Source organism: Ruegeria sp. E8 (genome assembly GCF_056533985.1).
The window spans coordinates 35,640-57,997 of the sequence record NZ_JBQFOY010000004.1; the positions used below are offsets into that span (position 1 = coordinate 35,640).

The window sequence follows — 22,358 nt, forward strand, 5'->3', positions numbered from 1 at the left end:
ATCATGGCCCGCGCCGTCACACCCCGCCGCAAATCGCTGAACACTGTCCTCGCCTGGGCCGTTGGACTGCTGATCTTTTTCCCGATCCTCTGGACCATCCTGACCAGCTTCAAGACCGAGGCGCAGGCGATTGCCAGCCCGCCTCTGTTTTTGAACTTCGACTGGACGCTCGAGAACTATGCCATCGTGCAGGAACGCTCGGACTATATGCGGTTCCTGTGGAATTCGGTTATCATCGCTGGTGGCTCAACCGTTCTGGGTGTGATCATCGCAGTGCCTGCCGCATGGGCGATGGCCTTCGTGCCCTCGAAACGTACCAAGGACATTCTGCTGTGGATGCTGTCGACCAAGATGCTGCCTGCGGTTGGCGTGCTGTACCCGATCTACCTGCTGTTCATCCGGCTGGGTCTGCTGGACACCCGTGGGGGATTGGTCGTGGTCCTGATGCTGATCAACCTGCCGATCATCGTCTGGATGCTCTACACCTATTTCCGCGAAATTCCGGGCGAAATTCTGGAAGCCGCGCGGATGGATGGGGCGACCTTGAAAGAGGAAATCCTCTACGTCCTGACCCCAATGGCCATCCCCGGCATCGCCTCGACCGTGCTGTTGAACTTCATCCTGGCATGGAACGAGGCGTTTTGGACCCTCAACCTGACCGCCGTTGACGCGGCGCCGTTGACCGCATTCATCGCCAGCTATTCCAGCCCCGAAGGCCTGTTCTTTGCCAAGCTCAGCGCGGCCTCGACCATGGCAATCGCACCAATCCTGATCCTTGGCTGGTTCAGCCAGAAACAACTTGTCCGCGGCCTGACCTTCGGCGCTGTGAAATAAGGAGCCTTCCGTATGGGACGCATTCAACTCAAGTCCGTGACCAAAAGCTTCGGCGACGTGCAGGTTATCCCTCCGCTGGACCTGACTATCGAAGATGGTGAGTTCACAGTCTTCGTCGGCCCCTCGGGCTGCGGTAAGTCTACGCTGCTGCGTCTGATCGCGGGGTTGGAGGACATCACATCGGGCTCCATCGACATCGACGGTTCGGACGCCACCGACGTGCCGCCTGCCAAACGTGGTCTGGCGATGGTGTTCCAGTCCTACGCTTTGTACCCGCATATGACGGTACGCAAAAACATCGCTTTCCCTCTGCGTATGGCGAAACTGGACCAGGCCGAGATCGACAAACGCGTCGAAGGTGCAGCCAGCGTCCTGAACCTGACCGACTATCTGGATCGACGCCCCGGGCAATTGTCCGGCGGACAACGTCAGCGGGTGGCCATCGGACGGGCTATTGTGCGCGAACCGGCGGCGTTTCTCTTCGATGAACCCCTGTCCAACCTCGACGCGGCGCTGCGCGTTGGTATGCGTTTGGAAATCAGTGAACTGCATGAACGTCTGGCGACCACCATGATCTACGTGACCCACGATCAGGTCGAAGCGATGACGATGGCCGACAAGATCGTCGTGCTTCAGGCCGGTGTGATCGAGCAAGTCGGCAGTCCGCTGGAGCTTTACCGGACGCCACGCAACCTGTTCGTTGCTGGGTTCATCGGCTCACCCAAGATGAACTTCATCGAAGGGGCAGAGGCTGCGAAACACGGTGCCCAAACCATCGGCATCCGTCCCGAGCACATCTCGGTTTCGGAAACCGAAGGTGAATGGTCCGGGATCGTCAGCGTCTCTGAGCACCTTGGTTCAGACACGTTCTTCCACGTTCACGAAACCGGTCTGGCCGAAACAATTACCGTCCGCGCCGATGGCGAGGTCGGCTTCCGCCATGGGGATCGCATTCACCTGACTCCACGCGCCGATGTGATCCACCGGTTTGATGCAAAAGGCTTGCGGATCGAATGACACGACTGGCAGGCAAAACCGCCCTGATCACCGGGGCCGCGCGTGGCATCGGGTTGGCCTTTGCCAAAGCCTACGTGGCCGAGGGCGCGCATGTCGCCATCGCCGACATTGACGCCCAGCGCGCGCAGGACGCGGCCGCCAGGATCGGCGAGGCCGCGGTGGCCGTCGAGATGGACGTGACCAACCAGCAGAGCATAGATGAGGCCGTCGCGCGAACGGCTGCCCATTTCGGTCCGATCGACATCTTGATCAACAACGCTGCCATTTTCACCGCCGCACCAATCGTTGAGATCAAGCGTGCAGACTACAACCGCGTTTTTGACATCAACGTTGCTGGCACACTGTTCACAATGCAGGCCGTCGCGCGCCACATGATCGAAAACGGGACCAAAGGCCGGATCATCAACATGGCTTCACAGGCAGGACGGAGGGGCGAACCCCTTGTTGCCGTTTACTGCGCAAGCAAGGCTGCGATCATCTCTCTGACCCAATCGGCGGGGCTGAACCTGATCTCACATGGGATCAACGTGAACGCAATTGCTCCCGGCGTAGTGGATGGCGAGCACTGGGACGGAGTTGATGCGTTCTTTGCAAAACACGAAGGCAAGCCGCTTGGCCAGAAGAAACGTGAAGTGGCGGCATCCGTCCCTTACGGCCGAATGGGTCGCGCGGAAGATCTGACCGGGATGGCGGTGTTTCTCGCTTCGGACGAGGCCGAGTACATCGTCGCACAAACCTACAATGTCGACGGCGGGAACTGGATGAGCTGATGAATCCTGTGGCGAACGCATACCCTCCGGTAAGGCTGCGGCAAGCTAACCTTTCAGAACTGCCGGAAACTGTCAGGACCCCGGCGTATGAGCGTTCCGATCTGACGCCGGGTATCGTTCATATCGGGCTGGGGAATTTTCACCGTGCGCATCAGGCGTGGTACATTCACCAGCTGATGCAACAAGGTCAGGGGCACGACTGGGCGATCATTGGGGCCGGAGTGCGAAGCTATGACGCCGCCATGCGAGAAAGGTTGCTGGAGCAGGACTGCCTGACAACGCTGATTGAACTGGATCCGATAGGGATATCCGCCGAAGTGATTGGTTCGATGATCTATTACGTGCCGATTGAGGTGGGAAATGGCGCTCTGATCCAAAAAATGGCCGACCCATCCATACGTATCGTGTCGTTGACCGTTACCGAAGGTGGGTATTATCTAGATTCCAACACCGGTGCATTCAACACAGATCACGAAGACATTCTTCACGATGCGGCCAACCCCCACCTGCCCCGCACTGCCTTTGGAGCAATCGTGGCAGCGCTAAAGCAGCGCCGTAAAGATGGCCTCGGTCCCTTTACCGCGCTGAGCTGTGACAACCTGCAGGGAAACGGGGCGATCCTGAGGAACTGTGTTGTCGGTTTGGCGCGCATGTCCGATCCTGATCTGGCCGACTGGATTGATCAAAACGGCGCGTTCCCCAATTCGATGGTGGATTGCATCGTGCCCGCAACGACCGATCAACTGGTATCGCAATGCCAGACGCTTGGCATCGACGACCGCGTGCCGGTTTCGCATGAGAATTTTCGCCAATGGGTGATCGAAGATGACTTCTGCGCAGGCCGACCGCCACTTGAAATGGTCGGGGTGACACTCACCCATGATGTGCACAGCCATGAGACGATGAAACTGCGCATTTTGAACGGAGGTCACCAACTGCTGGCAAATGTCGGGGAAATTCTGAACGTCCCGACGATTTCAGACTGCATGCAAGACCCGGACATCCTGGCATTTTTTCGAAAAGTTCAGGCTCAAGAAATTCTGCCGCATGTCAAAGCCGTGCCGGGGGCAACCGCGAAAGAATACCTTGGGTTGGTTGAGAGGCGATTTGCAAACACTGCAATACACGACACAACGCGGCGGGTCGCATTCGACGGATCGGCGCGGCATCCAGAGTTCCTGCTGCCGTCGCTGCAAGATGCACTTGCGTCTGGTTTTGCCGTAAACGGACTTGCGCTTGCCGAAGCTTTCTGGTGCCGGATGTGTGCGGGTATTCGTGAAGATAGCACCGAAATCGCCCCCAATGACCCCAATTGGGAGAGCCTGCAAAAGACCGCGTTGGCGTCCAAGTCCGACCCAGAGCTTTGGCTCGAACAACACTACTATTTTGGCGAATTTGGCTGCGGCAGCCGGTTTTCCGAAGTCTTTGCTTCATGGCTGACCGCGATCTGGCAGCGTGGCAGCCGGGCAGTCATAGCTGAATATGTCTCAAACGGGTCGGTGTCTCGCTGACCGCAAAGCGCGATCAGCCGAGGACATATCTGGTTCTGGTTGTTTCGGCTACTTATGCGCCAGGCAATGAAACTATCCGGGCGAAAACTAGCAATCTTTGCGATCCACGCGCCCTAATCCCGCCTCTGCCTGACTTTCGAGATAGTTCTACGTGCAGGCTTCGCCAATTTATTCGCCGACAGAAGTATAACGACAACAGAGCCGCAACCCGCTAACATTAAAGCCAGTAGTGGCAATTCCAAAGATCCCCCAGCTGCCGCCAAGTTTTTTAGAAGTATGTTACCAAGCAGGTTTAGGTTAGGAGGGCACTAGATCTGATGCACACAACAGAAAGCCGTCAAGTCACAGTGCTGAACTGCGATTTGGTTAATTCTGTCGGGCTCACGCTCGAACTCGGGGCGGAAGATTATGGCGAACTGCTTCGTGAATTTTTTGACAGGATTCGTGCTGCGACGCAACCATGGCGCGGCTTCGAATATTCATCGCATGGTGACGGTGTATATGTTTTGTTCGGTTATCCGAATGCAGAAGAAACTGCGGCTGAAAACGCGGTTCGGGCCGCGCTCGCCATCCTGACGAACCTCGGCCAAAGCACACGGTTCCACGATCAATTGCACGCGCGAATAGGCGTCGCGACCAGCATGATGCTGTTCGGGGCCATCACCCACCACCAAAAACAGGATGCCATCGGTGATGCGATGAACCGGGTGGCCAGGTTGCAGGAACTCGTCGACTCCGACACCATCGCCATAAGCCACGAAACGCGCCTGTTGCTTGGGGACACGTTCAAGTATGAGAATTTGGGGCTGCGCAGTCTCAAGGGCTACAGCGACCCGTTGCAGGCCTGGGAAGTCGTCAGGGAACGATCAAGCGGGACCAGGTTCGACAAACTCAGAGGGTTTCGCCATGCTCCGCTGATCGGTCGCGACCAAGAGTGGTCGGTGCTTGATACTCTATGGAAACAGGCCCAATCAGGTGCCGGACAGATCGCCGTATTGAGCGGTGAGGCGGGTATCGGAAAATCTCGTCTTGCACATGATCTCGTAGAAGAGGTGAACACCAAAAGGTGCGACGTCTGTGTGCTGCAATGCGAACCGCATCTTATGAGCAGCCAACTCGCCCCTGTTGGCACCTACGTCACTCAAAGGGCCGGGATTAACTACGGCGATTCCGAAGCCGTAAAAGTTGAAAAGCTGGCTAAGCTGACTGATGCGGTTTTTGAACCTCCCAGCGACGAGGCGCTGTCGTTTCTTGCCGAATTTCTTTCAATCGGTCTGGACAGGACGCACGCTCGGAAAGACGTGTCTTCCGTTCTCTACCTTCGCAAGCTGCTGGATGCCGTTGTTCGTATGCTGACTGGCAATCCCCGCGACGCTCCCCGTCTGATTTTGATCGAGGACATACACTGGGCCGATGACTCGACACTGGAGCTTGTGGATCGCCTGATTAAGGCTGTGCCGAACAGTCCGATACTCTTGGTCCTGACCACCAGGGGAAGTCACGAAGCCAGAATTCTTGCGAACGAGAATGTAATCAGCATTCAGGTCTCAGCCTTGCCCGAAACCGAAGCGGAGACGCTGGTTTCCGAGTTGACGTCCGGCCCAAAGCTGCCAGCAAGCCAAATTCGAGCCATCCTGGGCTGGAGCGACGGGGTTCCTCTGGACATCGAGGAACACACGCGCATTGAGCTGCTGGAATGGTCCGAACGTTTTTCGGGTGCAAGCAATGCAGGCACAATGGTTGGAAACCCCGGTCACTTCGGCATTCCCCCTACCCGTCGCGATGCCATCAAATCTCACCTGGATCGACTGAATGGTTTCAGCCAGAAAATCGCTCAGGCGGCGGCAGCGATCGGCAAAGAGTTTTCGCGCCCGCAACTCATGTCGCTGCTCGATTGTTCCAACCAAGACCTCGCTGGAGGTCTCGACGAACTTGAAAGCGCGGACATCATTCGCAAAGTGGCTTCAGACGCGACTGAAGACTATTGTTTTCGCCATGCGCGCTATCGGGACACAGCCTATGAGTCTCTGTCGCGGGAAAGGCGCCGGGCACACCATTCCCGCATTGCCGCTTTCCTTCTGCAAGAACATCCAGAGCAGGCAAAGGCACGGCCAGAACTCTTCGCCCATCACTTCGAGGCAGCCGGGGATGCAAACACGGCAGTTCGCTATTGGATTGAAGCCGGCAATCTGTCGTCCATCAGGGGTGGCTATTTGGAGGCCGTCGTCCAGTACGAGCGTGCAGCGGCGCTTTTGGACTTAACTCGGGACGACCCGAACTTGGACCCTGAAATCGAGCTGCGGCTTCGTATTTCGCTTGGGACTGCCTATGAGGTACGCGACGGATTCTCGTGCGCAAACGCAAGAAAACACTACGAACGCGCACTGCAATTGTGCCGTGCTCATCGCAACCTTACCGACAGCAAGAACCTGTTCGCGACGTATTCAGGGTTCGGATCGATGCTGATGGTCCGGGCGGATTTCGAAAGTGCCCGCAAGATCGCCGCAGAGTGTCGGGCCGAGGCTGAGGTACTACAATCCAATCTTGGCCGGGTGATCGCAAAAAGGCTCGAGGGCGGTGCGAATGTTCTTCAGGGGCAACTCTCGCACGGCATTCGTGACCTGAACGAAGCAGTCGAGCTCTACGACCAACATCATCGTGAGATTTCTACATCTGACGAATTGTACGCCCTTGACCATAGGGTTACGGCGAAATGCTACCTGGCACTTGCCAAGATAGCGCAAGGCAAGATCAAAAGTGCGGTCGAAACGATCCGGAAGTGCGAGGAATTCGCCAACCAGCATACAAACCTGCATTCGCGAAACTACGCACTGACCTATCGCGCAGCCATTCATCACCTTCTGAACGATCAAAAACAAACGATTTCGATAGCCACACTCAGCCGAAACATGGCCATCGAGCACGGTTTCGCCAGCTGGGAAGGCATGTCGCGCATTCTGTTGGGCTATGCACATCTGTCCGAAGGTGAAGGGCAGAAGGGCAAAGAGGAATTCCTGCTGGGCCGGAAAATCCACGAAAAGGGTATGGAGGCGCGTCAATACCTGCCTTTCGTCATCTCGGTCGCGGCCAGAATGCAAAGACTTGGCGGTGATATCGAAACCGCCTTGCAGACAAACGACCGCGCCATCGAAGTTGCCAAAACAACCCGTGAAATGTGGTACGTTCCCGAGCTTCTCCGATTGAAGGGTGAGCTATTGCTGCAACAGCAGGCAAATGAGGCTGCAATCGACGCCTTCGAGGAAGCGCGAAACCTTGCTCTGAGTCATGGCTCGAACCTCTGGGTGTTGCGGTCATCGATCAACCTGGCACGTGTGTCAGGCGATGGGGCACTGAAAGAACGTTCCCTTGAAGAGGTTTCCAACCTCTTGGACGTGCTCCCCGAAATCTGCGGATCACCTGACGAGATGAGTTGTCGCCAATTGTTTTCTTAATGAATTGCTAAGGGGGGTGCCATGTCCAAACAGACTGGGCAAACATTTCGAAACTGGAACAATACGGCTCTGAGCGAACCAGCCAAAGTTGTTCATCCGAAGGATGTCAACGAACTGGCGAATGTCGTGCGCGACAAGGATAGTTTTCCATCACCCCTTCGCGTGGGCGGCAGCTTTCATTCCCTGAACGATTGTTTTTGCACGACCGGTACGCAGATCATTTTGGACCATTTCACCGATATTGAAATTGATTTAAAAAACCGGACTGTAACTGTTGGCGCCCACGTGAACATGCTTGGATTGCGGGATGCGCTTGAGCCGCACAAAATGTGTATCGAGGTCCAACCGGAAATCGGCAATGCGACAGCCGGTTCGGTTGCCTGTTGCGGAACCAAAGACGCATCTTTGGGTCCAAAGGGCCTGGGCCAGATCAGTTCCTGCGTTGTCGGTGTACGTATGGTGGATGCCTCTGGCAAAATCCAAACGCTGACTGAACAGCACCACCCGCAAAAGATGCAGAACATCCGGTGTAGCTATGGGTTGCTGGGGGTGATTTTTGAGGTCACATTCAGAATCCAGCCGGAAGAAACTCTGCAATATCAATATGCGTTCTTCAAACTCGAACCGTTGCCAGCCTTTAATGAGTTGGTTGATTCTTCGGACGGTTTCTTGGGCTTTTTGCAACCCGGCAGTGGCAGGCTGATTGTCGAACGGCGCAAAGTTACCACAGGCAGCATCGGAGTGCCGTCACGGGTAAAGCGCCGGATTCGTGATCGCATCTGGCAAGTTGGTGCGACGTTTATCCTGTCATGGCTACCCTACAACTGGTGGTACAGCGCAAACGACTATGCCCTCATTGCGTTCTTGAAGATTATACGCTGGTCCGGTGGTTTCAGGGCCAGACGAGCCGACTCCATGCTGAACTTCAGGTTTAAGCGATGTCACTACTTTGATTTCACGTTCTGGGCCGTGCCAGTTAGCAAGTGGGGCACGTTCGTTCCCGCTTATCTGGATTTTTGCGATCGTTTTAAACAAAATACGGGATTTCGACCAAGTTTGACGACCGAAATCTATTTCATCCAACAGGACGATCACTCTCCGCTGTCGTTTTCGTTCGACGAAGCCATCTTTACCATGGATCCGGTGGATACGCGCCCAAACGATCCGCTGTGGGCCGAGTTCAACCGGCGTTTTAACGAGCTTGCCGTCGCTCACGGGGCGCGTCCTTTGTTGAACCAGACAAAGCAGCTTTGTAAGAAAGATGTTAATGGCGCATTTGGAAACAAGTGGAAAACATTTGCCGCTTTGCGGCGCAAAGCTGACCCGAATGACCGGTTCCTAAACTCCTTTTTTGCGGCATTGCTGTAACGATTTCAGTGAACGCACGGCAAGCCCGGTAACTGCTGCTCGGAGGATTTGAACCGCCCGCCGTCCTGTTTTTTTGGACGGGGACTCTGAGCGTTCGTCGCACCACTCATCAATACCTGTAATTTTTATGAAGCCACAGTTTTAACGCGTTCCAAATGATCTTCGGGAAGCACATCGTTCGTATATTGCGGCAGATGCTCGAGGACATGTAAAAACGTGAGATGACCACCGTCGGAATTGAGCGCCCGCGCAACGTCTACAGCGCGCGCCGTGCCTCGGCCTCCATCCAACGAAACCGGAACGAGGATGTTTTATTTTTGTTGCAAACGTCTGAAGAGAAAAATCAACGGCTTGAAAGCACGGATTTCGAACCCTCAGGCCGTTGAAGTTAGGCCCGCAGCATTGTCGAGAAGAAGACTGTCGGGCTGGGGAGTGTTGTCTTACGCTTCCACGAACATGTCTTTGTATTGGTCACGCAGGATGTTCTTTTGAACCTTGCCCATGGTGTTACGTGGCAGTTCATCCAGCAGGATCAACTGGCGGGGGTGTTTGAACCGCGCGAGACTGTTGCACACAGCAGCCTGCATCTCTTCAAGATTGGGGATCTCACCCGGTTCGGCGACAATCACACCAAGAACCGTTTCACCGAAATCCGGGTGGGGTACGCCGACGACCGCACTCTCCAGCACTCCCGGCTGATCATCCAGCACAAGCTCAATTTCCTTGGGATAGATATTGTAACCGCCCGAGATGATCAGGTCTTTGTTGCGGCCAACGATATGGACATAGCCATCCTCGTCGATCCGGCCCAGATCGCCAGTAATGAAAAATCCGTCCTCGCGCAGTTCGGCAGCGGTTTTTTCCGGCATCTGCCAGTAACCTTTGAATACATTGGGCCCGCGCACCTCGATCTCTCCGATCTCGCCCTGCGGAAGGGCATTGCCATCAGAGTCGCAGATTTTCAGTTCGACACCCGGCAGCGGGAAACCAACAGTGCCAGCACGACGGTCACCGTCATAGGGGTTTGAAGTATTCATGTTGGTCTCGGTCATGCCGTAACGTTCCAGGATGCGATGGCCGGTGCGCTCTTCGAATTGCACATGGGTTTCCGCCAGCAAAGGCGCGGAACCGGAAACAAACAGGCGCATATGTTCGGCCAGTTCCTTTGTGAACCGATCATCATCCAACAGGCGGGTATAGAAGGTCGGGACGCCCATCATCGTCGTAGCCTGTGGCATCCGCCCGATGATCTCGTCCAGATCGAACTTGGGCATGAATAAGATGCTGCTGCCCGCAGCCAGTGTGACATTGGTTGCCACGAACAGTCCGTGAGTGTGAAAGATCGGCAGCGCGTGCAGCAGCACGTCGTCTGATGTGAAACGCCATTCCGTGACCAGCGTTTGTGCATTCGACAACAGGTTGTTCTGGGTCAGCATCGCGCCTTTCGACCGGCCCGTCGTGCCCGAGGTGTAGAGGAACGCGGCCAAGTCTTCACCGTCGCGATCAACGGTTTCAAAGCTGGCAGGCATTGCTGCGGCCTGATCCATCAGTGTGCCCGAGCCATCGGCATTCAGGGTTTCGACCTTTGCACCCAATTGCGAGCCGACCGGGGCAAGCTTCGCTTCGTTTTTGCCGTCGCATACGATCAGAGAAGCACCGCTGTTTTCGATGAAATAGGTCAGTTCATCCACCGTATACGCCGTGTTGAGCGGCAGGAACACCAGACCGGCTTGCGCACAGGCGGCATAGAGCGCCAGTGCTTCGGGCGATTTCTCAATCTGCGCCGCGACCCGGTCTCCGGGCTTCAGACCCAGTTGGGTTGCCACATGCGCGATCTGCGCGGCTGTACTCAGAAAGCCCTGATGCGTGATCACCGAACCGTCGAGCAGATGCAAAAAAGGTGTGTCTTTCCCGGCATGAGCGCCGAACAAACCGTCATAGAGAGGATTGGCCATAAGGGTTACCTTTCCTGTGTCGTGGTGAGAGAGGCAGATGCAGCAAGTGACTTGGCCTCGGGCGAAGCGATAACCTCGCGTGAATTGGCGAACTTCTCGTGGTTCTGGGCAACGCGGTCAAGGTCATAGAGGTAGTTAACCATCGCACCGCCGGACTGCGCCCGACCCTTGTCCGAGGTATCGGCATCGGCATGAACTGCATGGACCAGCGCGCCATTGCCAAGATGGAACCGCGCCACCGGGTCGAACGGTAAATCGCCGCGCCCTTTGGCGTTCAGTAAGTAATGCGCTGCCAGCGACTTCATATGATCGGGTTCTTCGATGTCCCATTCGAAGCCTTGTTGTGACAGCCACTTGGTCAGCCCCGGAATCGGCGATAGGGTGACAAAAGTCTTCAGTCCGGTCAGCTCTGCCGCCAGGTCTGAGGCCACCTGCTTAATCAGCGAATTGCCGAACGAGATGCTGGCCAGCCCTGCCTGACAATTCGAGATCGAATAGAACACCGCAGTATCTGCCTGGTCTTCCGGCAGAGGATCGCGATCTTCGGCCAGCAGTGCCTGAACCGAGCCGGGTACTCCACTATTCAGCGCCACCTCGACAAAGATCAAAGGCTCGTCTGGCATCGAGGGGTGGAAGAAGGCAAAGCAACGCCGGTCGGTGGGCTCCAGCCTTCGACGCAGGTCGTCCCAGCTGTCGATCGCATGGACGGCTTCATAGGCGATGATCTTTTCCAGAATATGCGCCGGGCTCTCCCAGTTGATTGGGCGCAAGACCAAAAAACCGCGGTTGAACCAACTGGCGAACAGATGCCGGAAATCCAGATCCAGCGCCTGCAATTCAGGCTCTTTGCCGCCCAGCCGCAGCAGGTCAGCGCGCATTTGCACCAGTGCTCCGGTGGCACCGGGGACCCGGTTCAGGCGGCGGATCAACTCTTGCCGCGCCGGTTCAACGGCGGCGGCGAAACTGCGATAGCTGGCCTTGGACGGGTTGCGTTCGTATTCGTCCAAAGATGATCGCACTGTCTCGGGGTCGATATTCATCGCCGTGGCGAGATAGCGGAAAAACTCCAGTTTTTCACCGTCACTCAGCGTTTCGAAGCGACCGAGAATCTCTTCGGCCAATGCCAGCCCTGAGGTTTCCCCGGCAGACCCAACAAGCGCGTCAGCCAGCTCTGTCAGCGGGCGACCATCAAGGGTCGCCGCGCTGTCACGGCGATAGCGACGTTCGAACACCGTGGACAGAAGATCGGCAAACAGGGTCATACCGCTGCTCCCATCACCAGATCGGGCAGCCATGTCGCCAGGCCCGGGAACAGGCACAGCAGGACAATCGCGATCACCATGCAGGCCACAAATGGCAGTGATCCGGTCAGGATGGTTTTCAGCGAGATGTCCGGCGCGATGCCGTTGATCACGTAGAGGTTCAGACCAACCGGGGGTGAGATCAGGCCGATCTCCATGTTGATGGTCAGAACGACCGCGAACCAGATCGGGTCAAAACCGGCGGTGGTAATGATGGGCAACAGGATCGGTGCCGCCATCAGGATCACCGCCACAGGTGGCAGGAAGAACCCAGCGATCAGCAGGAACACGTTGACCGCGCCCATCAGAACCCAGCGGTTCACATCCAGCGTACCGATCCATTCGGCGATCGCCTGTGTGATGAACAGCGAGCTGAGCATGTACGAGAACACCCCTGCAGCGGCGATGATGAACAGGATCATCACGCTTTCCTTGGTGCTGTCGCGCAGCACGACCCAGATGTCCTTGGGGTTCCACAGTTTGTAGATGATCATCGCGATCAGCAGACACAGCAGTGCACCAACGGCAGCCGTTTCCGAAGGCGTCGCGATGCCGCCATACATGGCGTAGAGCACGCCAAGAATGATGCCGAGGAAAGGCAGGACGCGCGGCAGGATCTCAAACCGTTCACCCCAGGTGTAGCTGCCGGACCCCAGACGGGTGGCGTCGCCGGATTTCCATGTCGAATACAGCGACCAGGCCATGAACAGGCCGACCAACATCAGGCCCGGGATCACGCCGGCCAAAAACAGGCGGCCAATCGAGGTCTCGGTGGCGATGCCATAGACGATCATGGTGACAGAAGGCGGGATCAGGATGCCCAACGTACCGCCTGCGGCGATGGACCCGGCAGCAACACCATCGGGGTAACCACGCTTGCGCATTTCGGGAATGCCCATCTTACCGATGGCAGCACAGGTGGCGGGCGATGAGCCCGACATGGCCGCGAACAGGGCGCAAGCGCCAAGGTTTGATACGACCAGCCCGCCGGGAACACGGGTCAACCAGCGTTCCAGGGCTTCGTACAGATCCGCCCCTGCGCGGGTCGAGGCGATGGACGCCCCCATGATGATGAACATCGGGATCGACAGAAGAGCAAAGTTGTCAAGTTTACCGAACAGGATTTCCGGCATCAGTTCCAGCGAACGGGGGCCGTCGAAGACAATCAGGAAACCAGCCGAGACGATCAGCAAACCGATGGCGACCGAGACGCCCGAGAACAGAACAAGGATGGTGGCGATGGCGACAATGGCGCCGAGCAGAAGGGGATCCATCGGCTTTACTCCAGTCCGAAGGGTTTATCGATGCCAAGCAGGACGGCGACGAGGTCTGCAATCAGTTGCAACAACAGCAGTCCAAAGCCGACCGGGATGGACAGGTAGGGAATCCACAGGCGAACACCCCATACAGTGTCGGATTTCCAGCCACGCTCCCATGCGAAATGCCAATATTCGTAGCCGTAGAACAGCATGACCGAGACGATGGCGATGGACAGGACCGAAGTCAGGATCGCCATGAAAAAGCGGGCACGCGGGGCCAGCGAGATTGGGATCAGGTCTACATTCACATGCCCACGCAAACGCTGCACGTAAGGTAAGCCAACCAGTGTGGCGGCGATGACCAGATAGATGACCGCTTCGGTCTGCCAGATGGTCGAGCCATTCAGGACAAAGCGCACAACGATCATCTGGCAGGTGATGGCGACGGCGGCGACGATCATGCCTGCGGAAAACCATCCGGCCAGAGTTGAAAGCGCAGCGACAAAGCGAAGGAAGGGATTGTTTCCGGTGTGGGAAGCAACGGCAGAACTATGGCCAGCCATGTGCGCCTCCTGTGATTGAGATGAAATTAAGTCTGTAGATCAGAACTGAGATCAGGGACCGGGCGGCAGCAAGGGCCGCCCGGGCTGGAGAGAGTCACTCGACCGCCAGAGCCTTGTCCAGCAGGTCCTGTCCATCAGGAACCTCTTCCACGAAGGCTTTGTACGAGGTTTCCATCGCCAGTGCGCGCCAGGCTTCGAAGTCTTCCGCACTCATCTCGGCAATCTCGACACCCGCGTCGGCGAACACCTTGGCCGAGTTGGCGTCCTGTTTTTTGGCCTCTTCCATATAGTAGGCCTGTGCCTTTTCAGACGCGGCCAGCAGTGCAGCCTGCTGATCTTCACTCAACCCCTCGAAGGTGGACTTGTTCATCAGCAGTGGCTGATACATGAACCACAGCGCCACTTCGCCCGCCGGTGTGTAGCAGCTGACCTGCTCGTAGATCCGGTAGCTGACAAACGAAGAGGACGAGGTATTGGCCGCCTGCAGAACGCCGGTCTGCATAGCGTTGTAGATTTCCGATGACGCCATCGAGGCGATCGAGGCATCAGCTCCGGCCAGCATCTGCTCAAAGGACTTGCCCGCTGCGCGTGTCTGCAAGCCTGCGACGTCCTCGGGGTTGGTGATACACTTGTCCTTACCGGCGAAACCACCGGCCAGATAACCGTGGACCAGAACCATCACGTCATCCTCGGCCATCTTTTCTTCCAAGGCTTCCATGAAGGGCGAGTCTGCCAGACGCGCTGCGTGATCGTGGTTCTTCACCAAACCCGGCATCAGGGTCAGGTTATAGGCGGGCTGCTGACCTCCGGCATAGCTGAGCGGCAGAACGGTCATATCCAACTGCCCCCGGCTGAGTGGCTTGTATTGCTCGCGCGGTTTGAACAACGATTTCGAGCCGAAAATCTTGATTTCCAGATCGACGTCGGCCGCGGCAACCTCATCCGCAACGATTTGTGCGACCTGATGCCGGATGTCCTTGTTCGACCACTGATGGGACAGGCGCAGTTCCTCTGCGGAACTCAAGGTACCCGCGGATGCAAGCGCCAAAGCAGCAACGGCTGTTTTGATCGTAGCTTTCATTTCTTCCTCCCTTTTTCAAACCCGGGCTTGCCGGGGATGAGCAGAAGCATAGGGGCATAATGTTTTTCAAGTCAATATTTTTGTATACAAGATTTGAATTCTTGAGTTCTCACCCATTCGTGAGTAAAATAAAAACCCATGGACCAAAGACTTGCCGACACCATTGCTCAGGATCTGGAAGAGCTGATCTTTGACGGGACATTTTCAGACGGTGACCGTCTGGATGAAGTCAAACTGGCCGAGCAATTCGGCGTTTCGAGAACACCACTTCGAGAATCATTTCAGAGGCTTGCCCTGTCGGGCCTGGTCGACCTCATCCCGCGCCGGGGGGCTTTTGTCCGACAACCCGGACCAGTAGAACTGATGGAAATGTTCGAGGTCATGGCCGAACTCGAGGCTGTCTGCGGTCGACTTGCCGCTATGCGTATCTCTGATGAAGCGTTGAAAGACCTAACTGACGCCAACGCGAGATGTCAGGAAGCCGTCGATACCGGAGACCCGGACACATACTACCTGGAAAACGAGCGGTTTCATCGAATCATATACAACCAGTCCGGCAATTCGTTTTTGGAACAAGAGGCGTCCAAGCTGCACAGACGGCTCAAACCTTTCCGGCGGCAACAACTGCGGTTCAGAGGTCGTATGGCACAGTCGATGTCCGAGCATGAAGACATTGTGCGTGCTCTCGATAATGGCAATCCCGAGGAAACGGCAAATGCGTTACGCTCGCATGTCGCCGTGCAGGGGGAAAAGTTCCACAATCTGATGGCATCATTGAAGAACGCACCCGAGTAGCACTGCGGGTTGCGGATTATCAAACATCCCCAAAATCGTCGATCGACCCAAAAGAGCCGCCGCACAAGATACTGCGCGACGGCCTGTTTTGTTTATTCGACGATCTCGCTGTAGTCGCCGCGGACTTGTACCATCACGGATACATCACCTGAATCGCGGTTGCGCCACAACCAGCCATGCTCACCTGCAAAGGCGGCTTCGATGGCGCCTTCGGCACCGGTCGACCCGCGCCCCTTTTCATAGGTGATCGACTGCCCGCCACCGTGACCATGCAGATCGAAGTTCACCCGACCGCCCGTCACGACCATACGGTATTCAGCCGTCGCACCTTCCTCCATGACCAGCTTCCATTCAGCCGACTCTCCCGGAGTAAGGGTAAAGCTGGTTTCATCCTGCCAGACCACGGCCTCTTGCGCATGGGCCGAGCCGACAAACAAACCAAGGACGTCGTTCAGCAAGCTCGACTGGTCCTGACTTTCAAGTTCTCGGTCGGCTTCGGCCTCGTCAGCAAGCTGGGTTTTGATTTCACCCATTTCTTGCAGTCCGATCACACGACCCACACCGGTGGGGTCGATCCCATATTCTGCCGGCAGAACCACCGTGACAAGGATCACAGCGGCGGACGCACCCGCGATGACGGTTGAGCGGATAAGTTGTGCCGAGCTTGGCAGTTCCTCAAGACTTGGTCTTTCTGTGTTGAACATGTTCTGAACTCCGTTACGCGGCAACAAAATAGCCGGTGATCTGATAGCCCATCAGGATAAACCCGAGAGTCATCATGATGACGTTTACGCTGTAAGCTTGTTGGAAGAAGTACGGGCTTTTGCGCCAGAACCCCATGACGATAAGGATGATCGCAAGGGCCGTAAGCTGGCCAAGTTCCACACCCACGTTGAATGCCAACAGATTGGCAAGAAGCCCTTCCTGAGCGATATCGTAGTCGAGAATTTTGGTTGCGAGCCCCATACCGTGGAACAGACCAAAAATCAGCGTCGCGGCTTTGGTATTTGGCTGAAACCCCAGCCACCGCTGGAACGCGCCAAGATTGTCGAGCGCCTTGTAGACAACCGAAAGGCCGATAATGGCGTCGACGATATAGGCGTTTACGCCCCAGCCGAACCAAACGCCCAACAGCATGGTCGTTGAGTGACCGACCGCAAAGAGGCTGACATAGATGCCGACATCCTTGGCTCGGTATAGGAAGAAAACAACGCCAAGCAGGAACAGGATGTGATCGTAGCCTGTGACCATATGCTTTGCCCCAAGATACATGAAGGGGATGATGTTCACGCCCCAGATTTCCTGGATGTAGCCTGCGTCGCCTTCAGTGACGTTGTGAGCCAGCACCTGAGACGTGCTCAGCGCCAGATTGGTTATGATGAGGGCCAGCAGGAGCGTCGCGCGCCTGTCCAGAGCCCGAGAGATTAGATTCATTGATGATCTCCGTTGTATGTGATGTCGAAAACCCCGATTGGGGCGACGTCACACGCGCGGAGGTCGTTCTATACCGTTGTTCCTGAACGGGCCGTCCGGCACCCTGCCGAACGCCCAGTCATCCGGGAGCGACGCCAATGAAAGCGCTTTGCCCGAGTCCGGTATAACCATTTGGCTGTGGTCATGATCGGCACCATCATGACTGTGCCCGTGCATCGCCCACAACAAATCTTCTTCAAATCCGTGAGTATGCCCGTGCTCTGCAATGATCTGCAAATGCTCCTGCACGGTTTCAATCACTGTTGGAGCATGGCCCGAGTTGGGCTGAAGCGACCACACGATCAAAGACAGGCAAAGCAAAGCTGCCATCGCGTTCTGCGTATATCTCTGAACTGCTCTCACGCTAACAGATGCCTCTGCGGCCTTGTTTTTTCCCCTCTCGGGGCTGTCTGGACTTATAAGATTAAACCACGAATACACGCAAGTCATCCCGCACTCATTGACCGGCTGAAACGCGCCACTGCATCGAAAGACTACCGTCTGCCAAGATGTCCTCAAAACACAAGAGATACCTTCAGCCCGCTGTTTTTTACCTCGTCCAGCTTCAAGACCGCGCTGTGGTGATCTGCAATCGCTTTTACGAGTGCCAAGCCCAAACCGCTTCCTTGCCTCGAGCGGGATCCATCCAATGTAAATAACGGCATAAGGACCTTCGTCCGGTCCTTGGCCGGAATTCCGGGTCCTGTGTCTGAAATGGTTAAACTCTTGTCATCTGTCCCGATTGAAATTTCAGCGCTATCGCCCGCATACTTTATCGAGTTCTCAATCAAGTTTGATCCGAGTTGCAGCAAGAGCTGACGATCCCCGATAACAACGTCGGAATTCCCCAGGTTCAGTTTCAAAGTTTGCCCCGCCTCATCCACACTGTCGACATAGAGGTCGTAAAGCTGCTGGGCCAATTCGTCCAAATTTACGGGTTCCACATGCGAACGGTCAGTACCAGCCGACAAACGAGATATGCGCAGGATTGCATCAAACGTGCGCAACACTTTGTCAGCTTTGGCAAGCGCCAACTCCTGCTCCGGTCCATCCTCGATGCTTTCCAATGCAAGATGTAACTCGCTCAAGGGTGTTCGTAACTCGTGTGCCACGTTACGGGAAAAATCCCTCATCTGTTGGACAGAAGTTTCCAATCGCGCCGCAGCCGTATCAAACCCTTGCATCAGATCGTCCATGTCATCGCGAGAGGATTGTGGTTCAATCCGGTGGTCGAGATTCCCATTTGCGATCTGTTCGAATGCAAATTGCACCTTGTTTATGCGTCGTTGCTGAACCAGCCCAAGGATAGCCCCGACTATCAGTGTCGCGATCACGGTCACGATGGCGATCGGCCACATGATTTGCGGTAGCAGTTCCAGCGTGTCTTCGATTTCATGAATCGGCGTGAAAACCGCCAGCCGACCTTCGCGGGCATTTTCGACCAAAACTCTCCAAAGTTCGGGATCGTCTTCCCAGTCATGGTGGTTGTCATGATAGTCGTCATCATCCAGTTCGGCGGCGATAGGAACCTTCCTGGAAAAGAGCTCTGACCTGGTCAGGTTCTGAAACCCCAGTGTTTCAAAAACACTGCTTTTGACTGGTCCAAAATTCTCGCCTGTATTGGAGATAAATCCGACTGAAATGCCGATATGTGCCGCGTTCAGATCCCCGTGCAGCGCGTTGGATGTTGGCCCGGAAAACTCGAACCTTTGAGCGCTCAAGGTCAGATCGTCATCAATCGCATCATAGGCCTGACGCGTCAGCTCGAACCGCAAAATGCTGCCTGCGACAAGCATGATAGCGAGAAATACCGCCGCAAGAAGCAGGGAATTCCGCAATGCGCTCATGCGCAGAAAGTTTCTAAGCGCCGAAAACATATCCCGCCCCGCGAACCGTTTTCAGCAAGGAGGTTTTGAACGGTTTGTCGATCTTGTTGCGCAGCCTGCTTACGTTTGTATTCACAACATTTGTTTCGGGGTCGAAATTTATATCCCAAACTTTTTCGAGAAGCATGGAGCGTGTCATAACCCGACCTTTGTTGCGCATGAAAACCTCTAGCAATCGGATTTCCTTGGCGTGAAGCTCGATGAGTTGTCCATCTCGGCGACAGGATCGGGCAAGTAAATCCAGTTCAAGACCCTCATGTTTCAAAGTCGTCTCTTCGCCTGACGATACCGAAGATGCCCGGCGGCCAAGCGCGGCTATCCGAGCGGACAGCTCACTGATGGCAAAGGGTTTGGCAAGATAGTCGTCGGCACCGGCTTCCAATCCTTCAACACGATCCGAAACTTCATTCAGTGCAGTCAGCATCAGTACGGGCACTGTGTTTCTAGCGGCACGTAGAGCCTTGAGCACCGACAGCCCGTCAAGTTCGGGAACCATCCGGTCGAGAATAATCACGTCGTAGCTGCGGGTGGTTGCTGCAAACAGAGCATCAGGTCCGTTTCCGAAACAATCCACGGTATGCCCTGCGTCGCCCAAACCCTTCTCGACCCATTGAGTAATCTCCGAATTGTCTTCGAGTAGTAATATCTTCACCCTGATCACACCTGCGATGTTTTCAGAGGGCAACATAAACGCTGCCCCCTGATAAGTTTAGGCCTTAATGATCATCTTCATGGCCATCGTGCTCGGCCTCGTGGTCATCGCCATCGTCGTCGCCGTCGTGATCAAGCTCTTCCAGCATCGCGTGCAACGCTTCTGGCGACGCTGCCGTAATCGTATTGTTCGCGAATACCTCGCCCGACACGCCGTCGATCTGCAGCATCGTGTGAGTTGTGTTGCTCTCAAGCTCGGCAACATAGATCGGGCTGTCGCCATAGTGGTCCACTTCGAGTGCCACTAGATTGCCTTCTGCGGCAGTTGTTGCGATCTCCATCGCTTTCGAGAAGGGAACTGAAGGCGAAATCACCTTTTCCGATCCCGCCGGCTCAGCGAATGCGAGCGTTGACAGTGCCAGAAGCGCCAGGCCAGATGCACCGGCAACAACCAGTTTGTTTACGTTCAAAGAGTTCATAAAGTTTCCTTTCGTGTCAGCGAGGTTCATCCGCTCGCATGACAGGATTTAGGAACCTTAGGTTTCATACAGATTCGTTGAAGAATACGTTTGTGTTACTTTTTTACTTACCGCGAATACTGGCGTCACAAGATGATGCAGAGCACGAAATCTGTCGGCGAATTTGATATAGACAGGTTAGCTGCCCTTCAAAAAATCCCAGGTCGCTTACGTTTGGCAACCAAGCACCGCGTTGCACGATTGACATGCATTCGTAGTTGGTATGCTATCGCTAACCATAACTTAATCAGAAATTTGCGGCGCCGTATCGCAGATTCATTGCAGCTAAACTACTGCAAAATTGGGAGAAAAATATGAAAATATCAATGCTAACGCTCGCGCTGTTGATGACGTCTACGTCATTGGCCAACGCAGAAACCCTGCGTTGGGCGCGTTCGGGGGATGCGCTGACGCTTGACCCGCATTCGCAAAACGAAGGGCCCACGCATACCGTGCGCCACCAGATGTATGAACCACTGATTATCCGCGATACGTCCGGCGCTTTCGAGCCCGCACTGGCGACGGATTGGGCCCCCAGCGAGAGCGATCCGAATGTTTGGGTGTTCAACCTGCGTCAGGGTGTAAAGTTCCATGACGGCGCCGACTTCACGGCAGAAGACGTAGTGTTCAGCATCAATCGCGCCAAACAGCCAAACTCGGACATGAAAGAGCTGATCAACTCGATCGTCGAGGTGCGCGCTGTTGACGATCATACGGTCGAGATCGAAACCGACGGTCCGAACCCGATTCTGCCAGCGAACCTGACCGACCTGTTCATCATGGACAAAGGCTGGACCGAGGCGAACAACGCAGTCGACGTTCAGGACTTTGAAGGTGGCGAGATCACTTTCGCGACCACCAATGTGAATGGCACCGGCCCCTACAAACTCGTCAGCCGTGAACCCGACGTGAAAACCGTGATGAAACGGAATGAGGATTATTGGGGCCGTGATCAGTTTCCGATGGCGATCAGCGAAATCGTCTACACACCGATCCAGAATGACGCGACCCGCGTTGCAGCCATGCTGTCGGGTGAGGTGAACTTCCTTCAGGATATGCCGGTGCAGGATCTGGACCGGGTGAATGCCGTTGATGGGCTGGTCGTCAAACAAGCGCCGCAGAACCGGGTGATCTTTTTTGGCATGAACCAGGGAGGAGACGACATCGAGGCGGATAACGTCGATGGCAAGAACCCCCTTGCCGACGTCCGCGTGCGTCAGGCCATGTCAAAAGCGATTAACCGCGATGCCATCAAACAGGTGGTCATGCGTGGTCAGTCGCAACCTGCCGGAATGATCGCACCACCCTTCGTCAATGGTTGGACCGCTGAGATGGACGCCGAAAGCAGCACGGATGTCGAAGGCGCAAAGGCACTCTTGGCCGAAGCGGGCTACCCCGATGGATTCTCGATCCGACTGGACTGCCCCAATGACCGATACATCAACGACGAAGGGATCTGTCAGGCCGCGGTCGGGATGCTGGGTCAGATCGGCATTACGGTGAATCTGGATGCTAAGCCCAAGGCGCAGCACTTCCCGCTGATCACAGACGGAAAGACCGATTTCTACATGCTGGGTTGGGGCGTTCCGACTTATGACTCGGAGTATATCTTCAACTTCCTCGTCCATGGCCGTGAAAGCGACATCGGCACTTGGAACGGCACCGGCTTCAACAACGATGAGCTTGACGCCAAGATCAAATCATTGGCCTCGAACACGGATCTTGTTGCGCGCGATCAGGCTATCGCCGAGATCTGGCGCGTGGTGCAGGATGAGCAGCTGTATATCCCGATCCACCATCAGGTGCTGAACTGGGGTATGGCCGAAAATCTGGACATCAACGTTGATCCCGAAGATCAGCCTATGGTCAAGCATTTCGGCCTGAATTAAGAAACGTGGCCGGGCCTCGGGACACGAGGCCCGCC

Annotated in this window: 19 protein-coding genes; 8 read left to right on the forward strand and 11 right to left on the reverse strand. The window is 55.6% G+C overall.

The features are described 5' to 3' along the window. Positions 1-3: 3 nt before the first annotated feature. The 6 genes from ACR0LF_RS06995 to ACR0LF_RS07020 all read left to right on the forward strand — a co-directional run bounded on the left by ACR0LF_RS06995 (position 4) and on the right by ACR0LF_RS07020 (position 8,952). The gene (locus ACR0LF_RS06995) at positions 4-834 is read left to right on the forward strand and encodes a carbohydrate ABC transporter permease (protein WP_480582238.1); all 831 of its coding nucleotides are present in this window, start codon (positions 4-6) and stop codon (positions 832-834) included. A 12-nt stretch (positions 835-846) separates the two neighbouring features. Continuing rightward, a complete protein-coding gene (locus ACR0LF_RS07000; protein WP_480582239.1) occupies positions 847-1,851 on the forward strand; it encodes an ABC transporter ATP-binding protein in 1,005 nt (334 codons plus the stop codon). Next, positions 1,848-2,621, forward strand: coding sequence for an L-iditol 2-dehydrogenase (locus tag ACR0LF_RS07005; protein WP_480582240.1), 774 nt, complete (start codon positions 1,848-1,850; stop codon positions 2,619-2,621). The genes ACR0LF_RS07000 and ACR0LF_RS07005 overlap by 4 nt, the downstream gene beginning before the upstream one ends. Then, entirely contained in the window at positions 2,621-4,132 is a 1,512-nt protein-coding gene (locus tag ACR0LF_RS07010; protein WP_480582241.1) for a mannitol dehydrogenase family protein, read from the forward strand. Before ACR0LF_RS07005 ends, ACR0LF_RS07010 begins: the two co-directional genes overlap by 1 nt. A gap of 317 nt (positions 4,133-4,449) precedes the next feature. Beyond that, positions 4,450-7,584 (forward strand): ATP-binding protein, encoded by a 3,135-nt coding sequence (locus tag ACR0LF_RS07015; protein ID WP_480582243.1) that lies wholly within the window; start codon positions 4,450-4,452, stop codon positions 7,582-7,584. A 21-nt stretch (positions 7,585-7,605) separates the two neighbouring features. Continuing rightward, positions 7,606-8,952 carry an FAD-binding protein gene (locus ACR0LF_RS07020; protein ID WP_480582245.1) on the forward strand — a complete coding sequence of 449 codons (1,347 nt, stop codon included), beginning with the start codon at positions 7,606-7,608 and terminating at the stop codon, positions 8,950-8,952. Positions 8,953-9,392: 440 nt separating this feature from the next. On the opposite strand, the gene ACR0LF_RS07025 is transcribed toward ACR0LF_RS07020, so the two are convergent. The 5 genes from ACR0LF_RS07025 to dctP all read right to left on the reverse strand — a co-directional run bounded on the left by ACR0LF_RS07025 (position 9,393) and on the right by dctP (position 15,111). Further along, positions 9,393-10,907 carry a malonate--CoA ligase gene (locus tag ACR0LF_RS07025; protein WP_480582249.1) on the reverse strand — a complete coding sequence of 505 codons (1,515 nt, stop codon included), beginning with the start codon at positions 10,905-10,907 and terminating at the stop codon, positions 9,393-9,395. 5 nt (positions 10,908-10,912) lie between these two features. Continuing rightward, on the reverse strand, positions 10,913-12,169 hold the full coding sequence (locus ACR0LF_RS07030; protein ID WP_480582251.1) for a malonyl-CoA decarboxylase: 1,257 nt from the start codon (positions 12,167-12,169) through the stop codon (positions 10,913-10,915). Beyond that, positions 12,166-13,482: a TRAP transporter large permease gene (locus ACR0LF_RS07035; protein ID WP_170670147.1), complete on the reverse strand. Its 1,317-nt coding sequence runs from the start codon at positions 13,480-13,482 to the stop codon at positions 12,166-12,168. The genes ACR0LF_RS07030 and ACR0LF_RS07035 overlap by 4 nt, the downstream gene beginning before the upstream one ends. A 5-nt stretch (positions 13,483-13,487) precedes the next feature. Continuing rightward, positions 13,488-14,030, reverse strand: a complete 543-nt coding sequence (locus ACR0LF_RS07040; RefSeq protein WP_480582253.1) for a TRAP transporter small permease — start codon at positions 14,028-14,030, stop codon at positions 13,488-13,490. Positions 14,031-14,124: 94 nt separating this feature from the next. Continuing rightward, positions 14,125-15,111 carry a TRAP transporter substrate-binding protein DctP gene (gene dctP / locus ACR0LF_RS07045; RefSeq protein WP_480582255.1) on the reverse strand — a complete coding sequence of 329 codons (987 nt, stop codon included), beginning with the start codon at positions 15,109-15,111 and terminating at the stop codon, positions 14,125-14,127. A 138-nt stretch (positions 15,112-15,249) separates the two neighbouring features. Here dctP and ACR0LF_RS07050 point away from each other — a divergent pair, with 138 nt between their 5' ends. Then, positions 15,250-15,906 carry a GntR family transcriptional regulator gene (locus ACR0LF_RS07050; RefSeq protein WP_480582257.1) on the forward strand — a complete coding sequence of 219 codons (657 nt, stop codon included), beginning with the start codon at positions 15,250-15,252 and terminating at the stop codon, positions 15,904-15,906. Between the two features lie 92 nt (positions 15,907-15,998). Here the strand turns inward: ACR0LF_RS07050 and ACR0LF_RS07055 are convergent, their stop codons facing one another. The 6 genes from ACR0LF_RS07055 to ACR0LF_RS07080 all read right to left on the reverse strand — a co-directional run bounded on the left by ACR0LF_RS07055 (position 15,999) and on the right by ACR0LF_RS07080 (position 20,395). Beyond that, positions 15,999-16,610, reverse strand: coding sequence for a transmembrane anchor protein (locus ACR0LF_RS07055; RefSeq protein ID WP_480582259.1), 612 nt, complete (start codon positions 16,608-16,610; stop codon positions 15,999-16,001). A gap of 13 nt (positions 16,611-16,623) precedes the next feature. Then, positions 16,624-17,340: a HupE/UreJ family protein gene (locus ACR0LF_RS07060; RefSeq protein WP_480582261.1), complete on the reverse strand. Its 717-nt coding sequence runs from the start codon at positions 17,338-17,340 to the stop codon at positions 16,624-16,626. Between the two features lie 48 nt (positions 17,341-17,388). Then, a complete protein-coding gene (locus tag ACR0LF_RS07065; protein WP_480582263.1) occupies positions 17,389-17,709 on the reverse strand; it encodes a hypothetical protein in 321 nt (106 codons plus the stop codon). A gap of 185 nt (positions 17,710-17,894) precedes the next feature. Beyond that, positions 17,895-19,226 (reverse strand): sensor histidine kinase, encoded by a 1,332-nt coding sequence (locus ACR0LF_RS07070; RefSeq protein ID WP_480582264.1) that lies wholly within the window; start codon positions 19,224-19,226, stop codon positions 17,895-17,897. A gap of 13 nt (positions 19,227-19,239) precedes the next feature. Further along, entirely contained in the window at positions 19,240-19,917 is a 678-nt protein-coding gene (locus tag ACR0LF_RS07075) for a winged helix-turn-helix domain-containing protein (protein ID WP_480582378.1), read from the reverse strand. Positions 19,918-19,981: 64 nt separating this feature from the next. Further along, a complete protein-coding gene (locus ACR0LF_RS07080) occupies positions 19,982-20,395 on the reverse strand; it encodes a PepSY domain-containing protein (protein ID WP_480582266.1) in 414 nt (137 codons plus the stop codon). A gap of 353 nt (positions 20,396-20,748) precedes the next feature. Between ACR0LF_RS07080 and ACR0LF_RS07085 the strand changes: the two genes are divergently transcribed. Further along, positions 20,749-22,323 carry an ABC transporter substrate-binding protein gene (locus ACR0LF_RS07085; RefSeq protein WP_480582268.1) on the forward strand — a complete coding sequence of 525 codons (1,575 nt, stop codon included), beginning with the start codon at positions 20,749-20,751 and terminating at the stop codon, positions 22,321-22,323. The last annotated feature ends 35 nt before the right edge of the window (positions 22,324-22,358 follow it).

Coding starts and splice junctions, on each gene's coding strand:
- ACR0LF_RS07005 (WP_480582240.1), top strand. CDS start 1,848: ATGACACGACTGGCAGGCAAAACCGCCCTGATCACCGGGGCCGCGCGT.
- ACR0LF_RS07070 (WP_480582264.1), bottom strand. CDS start 19,226: ATGAGCGCATTGCGGAATTCCCTGCTTCTTGCGGCGGTATTTCTCGCT.
- dctP (WP_480582255.1), bottom strand. CDS start 15,111: ATGAAAGCTACGATCAAAACAGCCGTTGCTGCTTTGGCGCTTGCATCC.
- ACR0LF_RS06995 (WP_480582238.1), top strand. CDS start 4: ATGGCCCGCGCCGTCACACCCCGCCGCAAATCGCTGAACACTGTCCTC.
- ACR0LF_RS07055 (WP_480582259.1), bottom strand. CDS start 16,610: ATGTTCAACACAGAAAGACCAAGTCTTGAGGAACTGCCAAGCTCGGCA.
- ACR0LF_RS07085 (WP_480582268.1), top strand. CDS start 20,749: ATGAAAATATCAATGCTAACGCTCGCGCTGTTGATGACGTCTACGTCA.
- ACR0LF_RS07030 (WP_480582251.1), bottom strand. CDS start 12,169: ATGACCCTGTTTGCCGATCTTCTGTCCACGGTGTTCGAACGTCGCTAT.
- ACR0LF_RS07080 (WP_480582266.1), bottom strand. CDS start 20,395: ATGAACTCTTTGAACGTAAACAAACTGGTTGTTGCCGGTGCATCTGGC.
- ACR0LF_RS07040 (WP_480582253.1), bottom strand. CDS start 14,030: ATGGCTGGCCATAGTTCTGCCGTTGCTTCCCACACCGGAAACAATCCC.
- ACR0LF_RS07020 (WP_480582245.1), top strand. CDS start 7,606: ATGTCCAAACAGACTGGGCAAACATTTCGAAACTGGAACAATACGGCT.
- ACR0LF_RS07050 (WP_480582257.1), top strand. CDS start 15,250: ATGGACCAAAGACTTGCCGACACCATTGCTCAGGATCTGGAAGAGCTG.
- ACR0LF_RS07065 (WP_480582263.1), bottom strand. CDS start 17,709: ATGGCAGCTTTGCTTTGCCTGTCTTTGATCGTGTGGTCGCTTCAGCCC.
- ACR0LF_RS07010 (WP_480582241.1), top strand. CDS start 2,621: ATGAATCCTGTGGCGAACGCATACCCTCCGGTAAGGCTGCGGCAAGCT.
- ACR0LF_RS07060 (WP_480582261.1), bottom strand. CDS start 17,340: ATGAATCTAATCTCTCGGGCTCTGGACAGGCGCGCGACGCTCCTGCTG.
- ACR0LF_RS07015 (WP_480582243.1), top strand. CDS start 4,450: ATGCACACAACAGAAAGCCGTCAAGTCACAGTGCTGAACTGCGATTTG.
- ACR0LF_RS07035 (WP_170670147.1), bottom strand. CDS start 13,482: ATGGATCCCCTTCTGCTCGGCGCCATTGTCGCCATCGCCACCATCCTT.
- ACR0LF_RS07000 (WP_480582239.1), top strand. CDS start 847: ATGGGACGCATTCAACTCAAGTCCGTGACCAAAAGCTTCGGCGACGTG.
- ACR0LF_RS07025 (WP_480582249.1), bottom strand. CDS start 10,907: ATGGCCAATCCTCTCTATGACGGTTTGTTCGGCGCTCATGCCGGGAAA.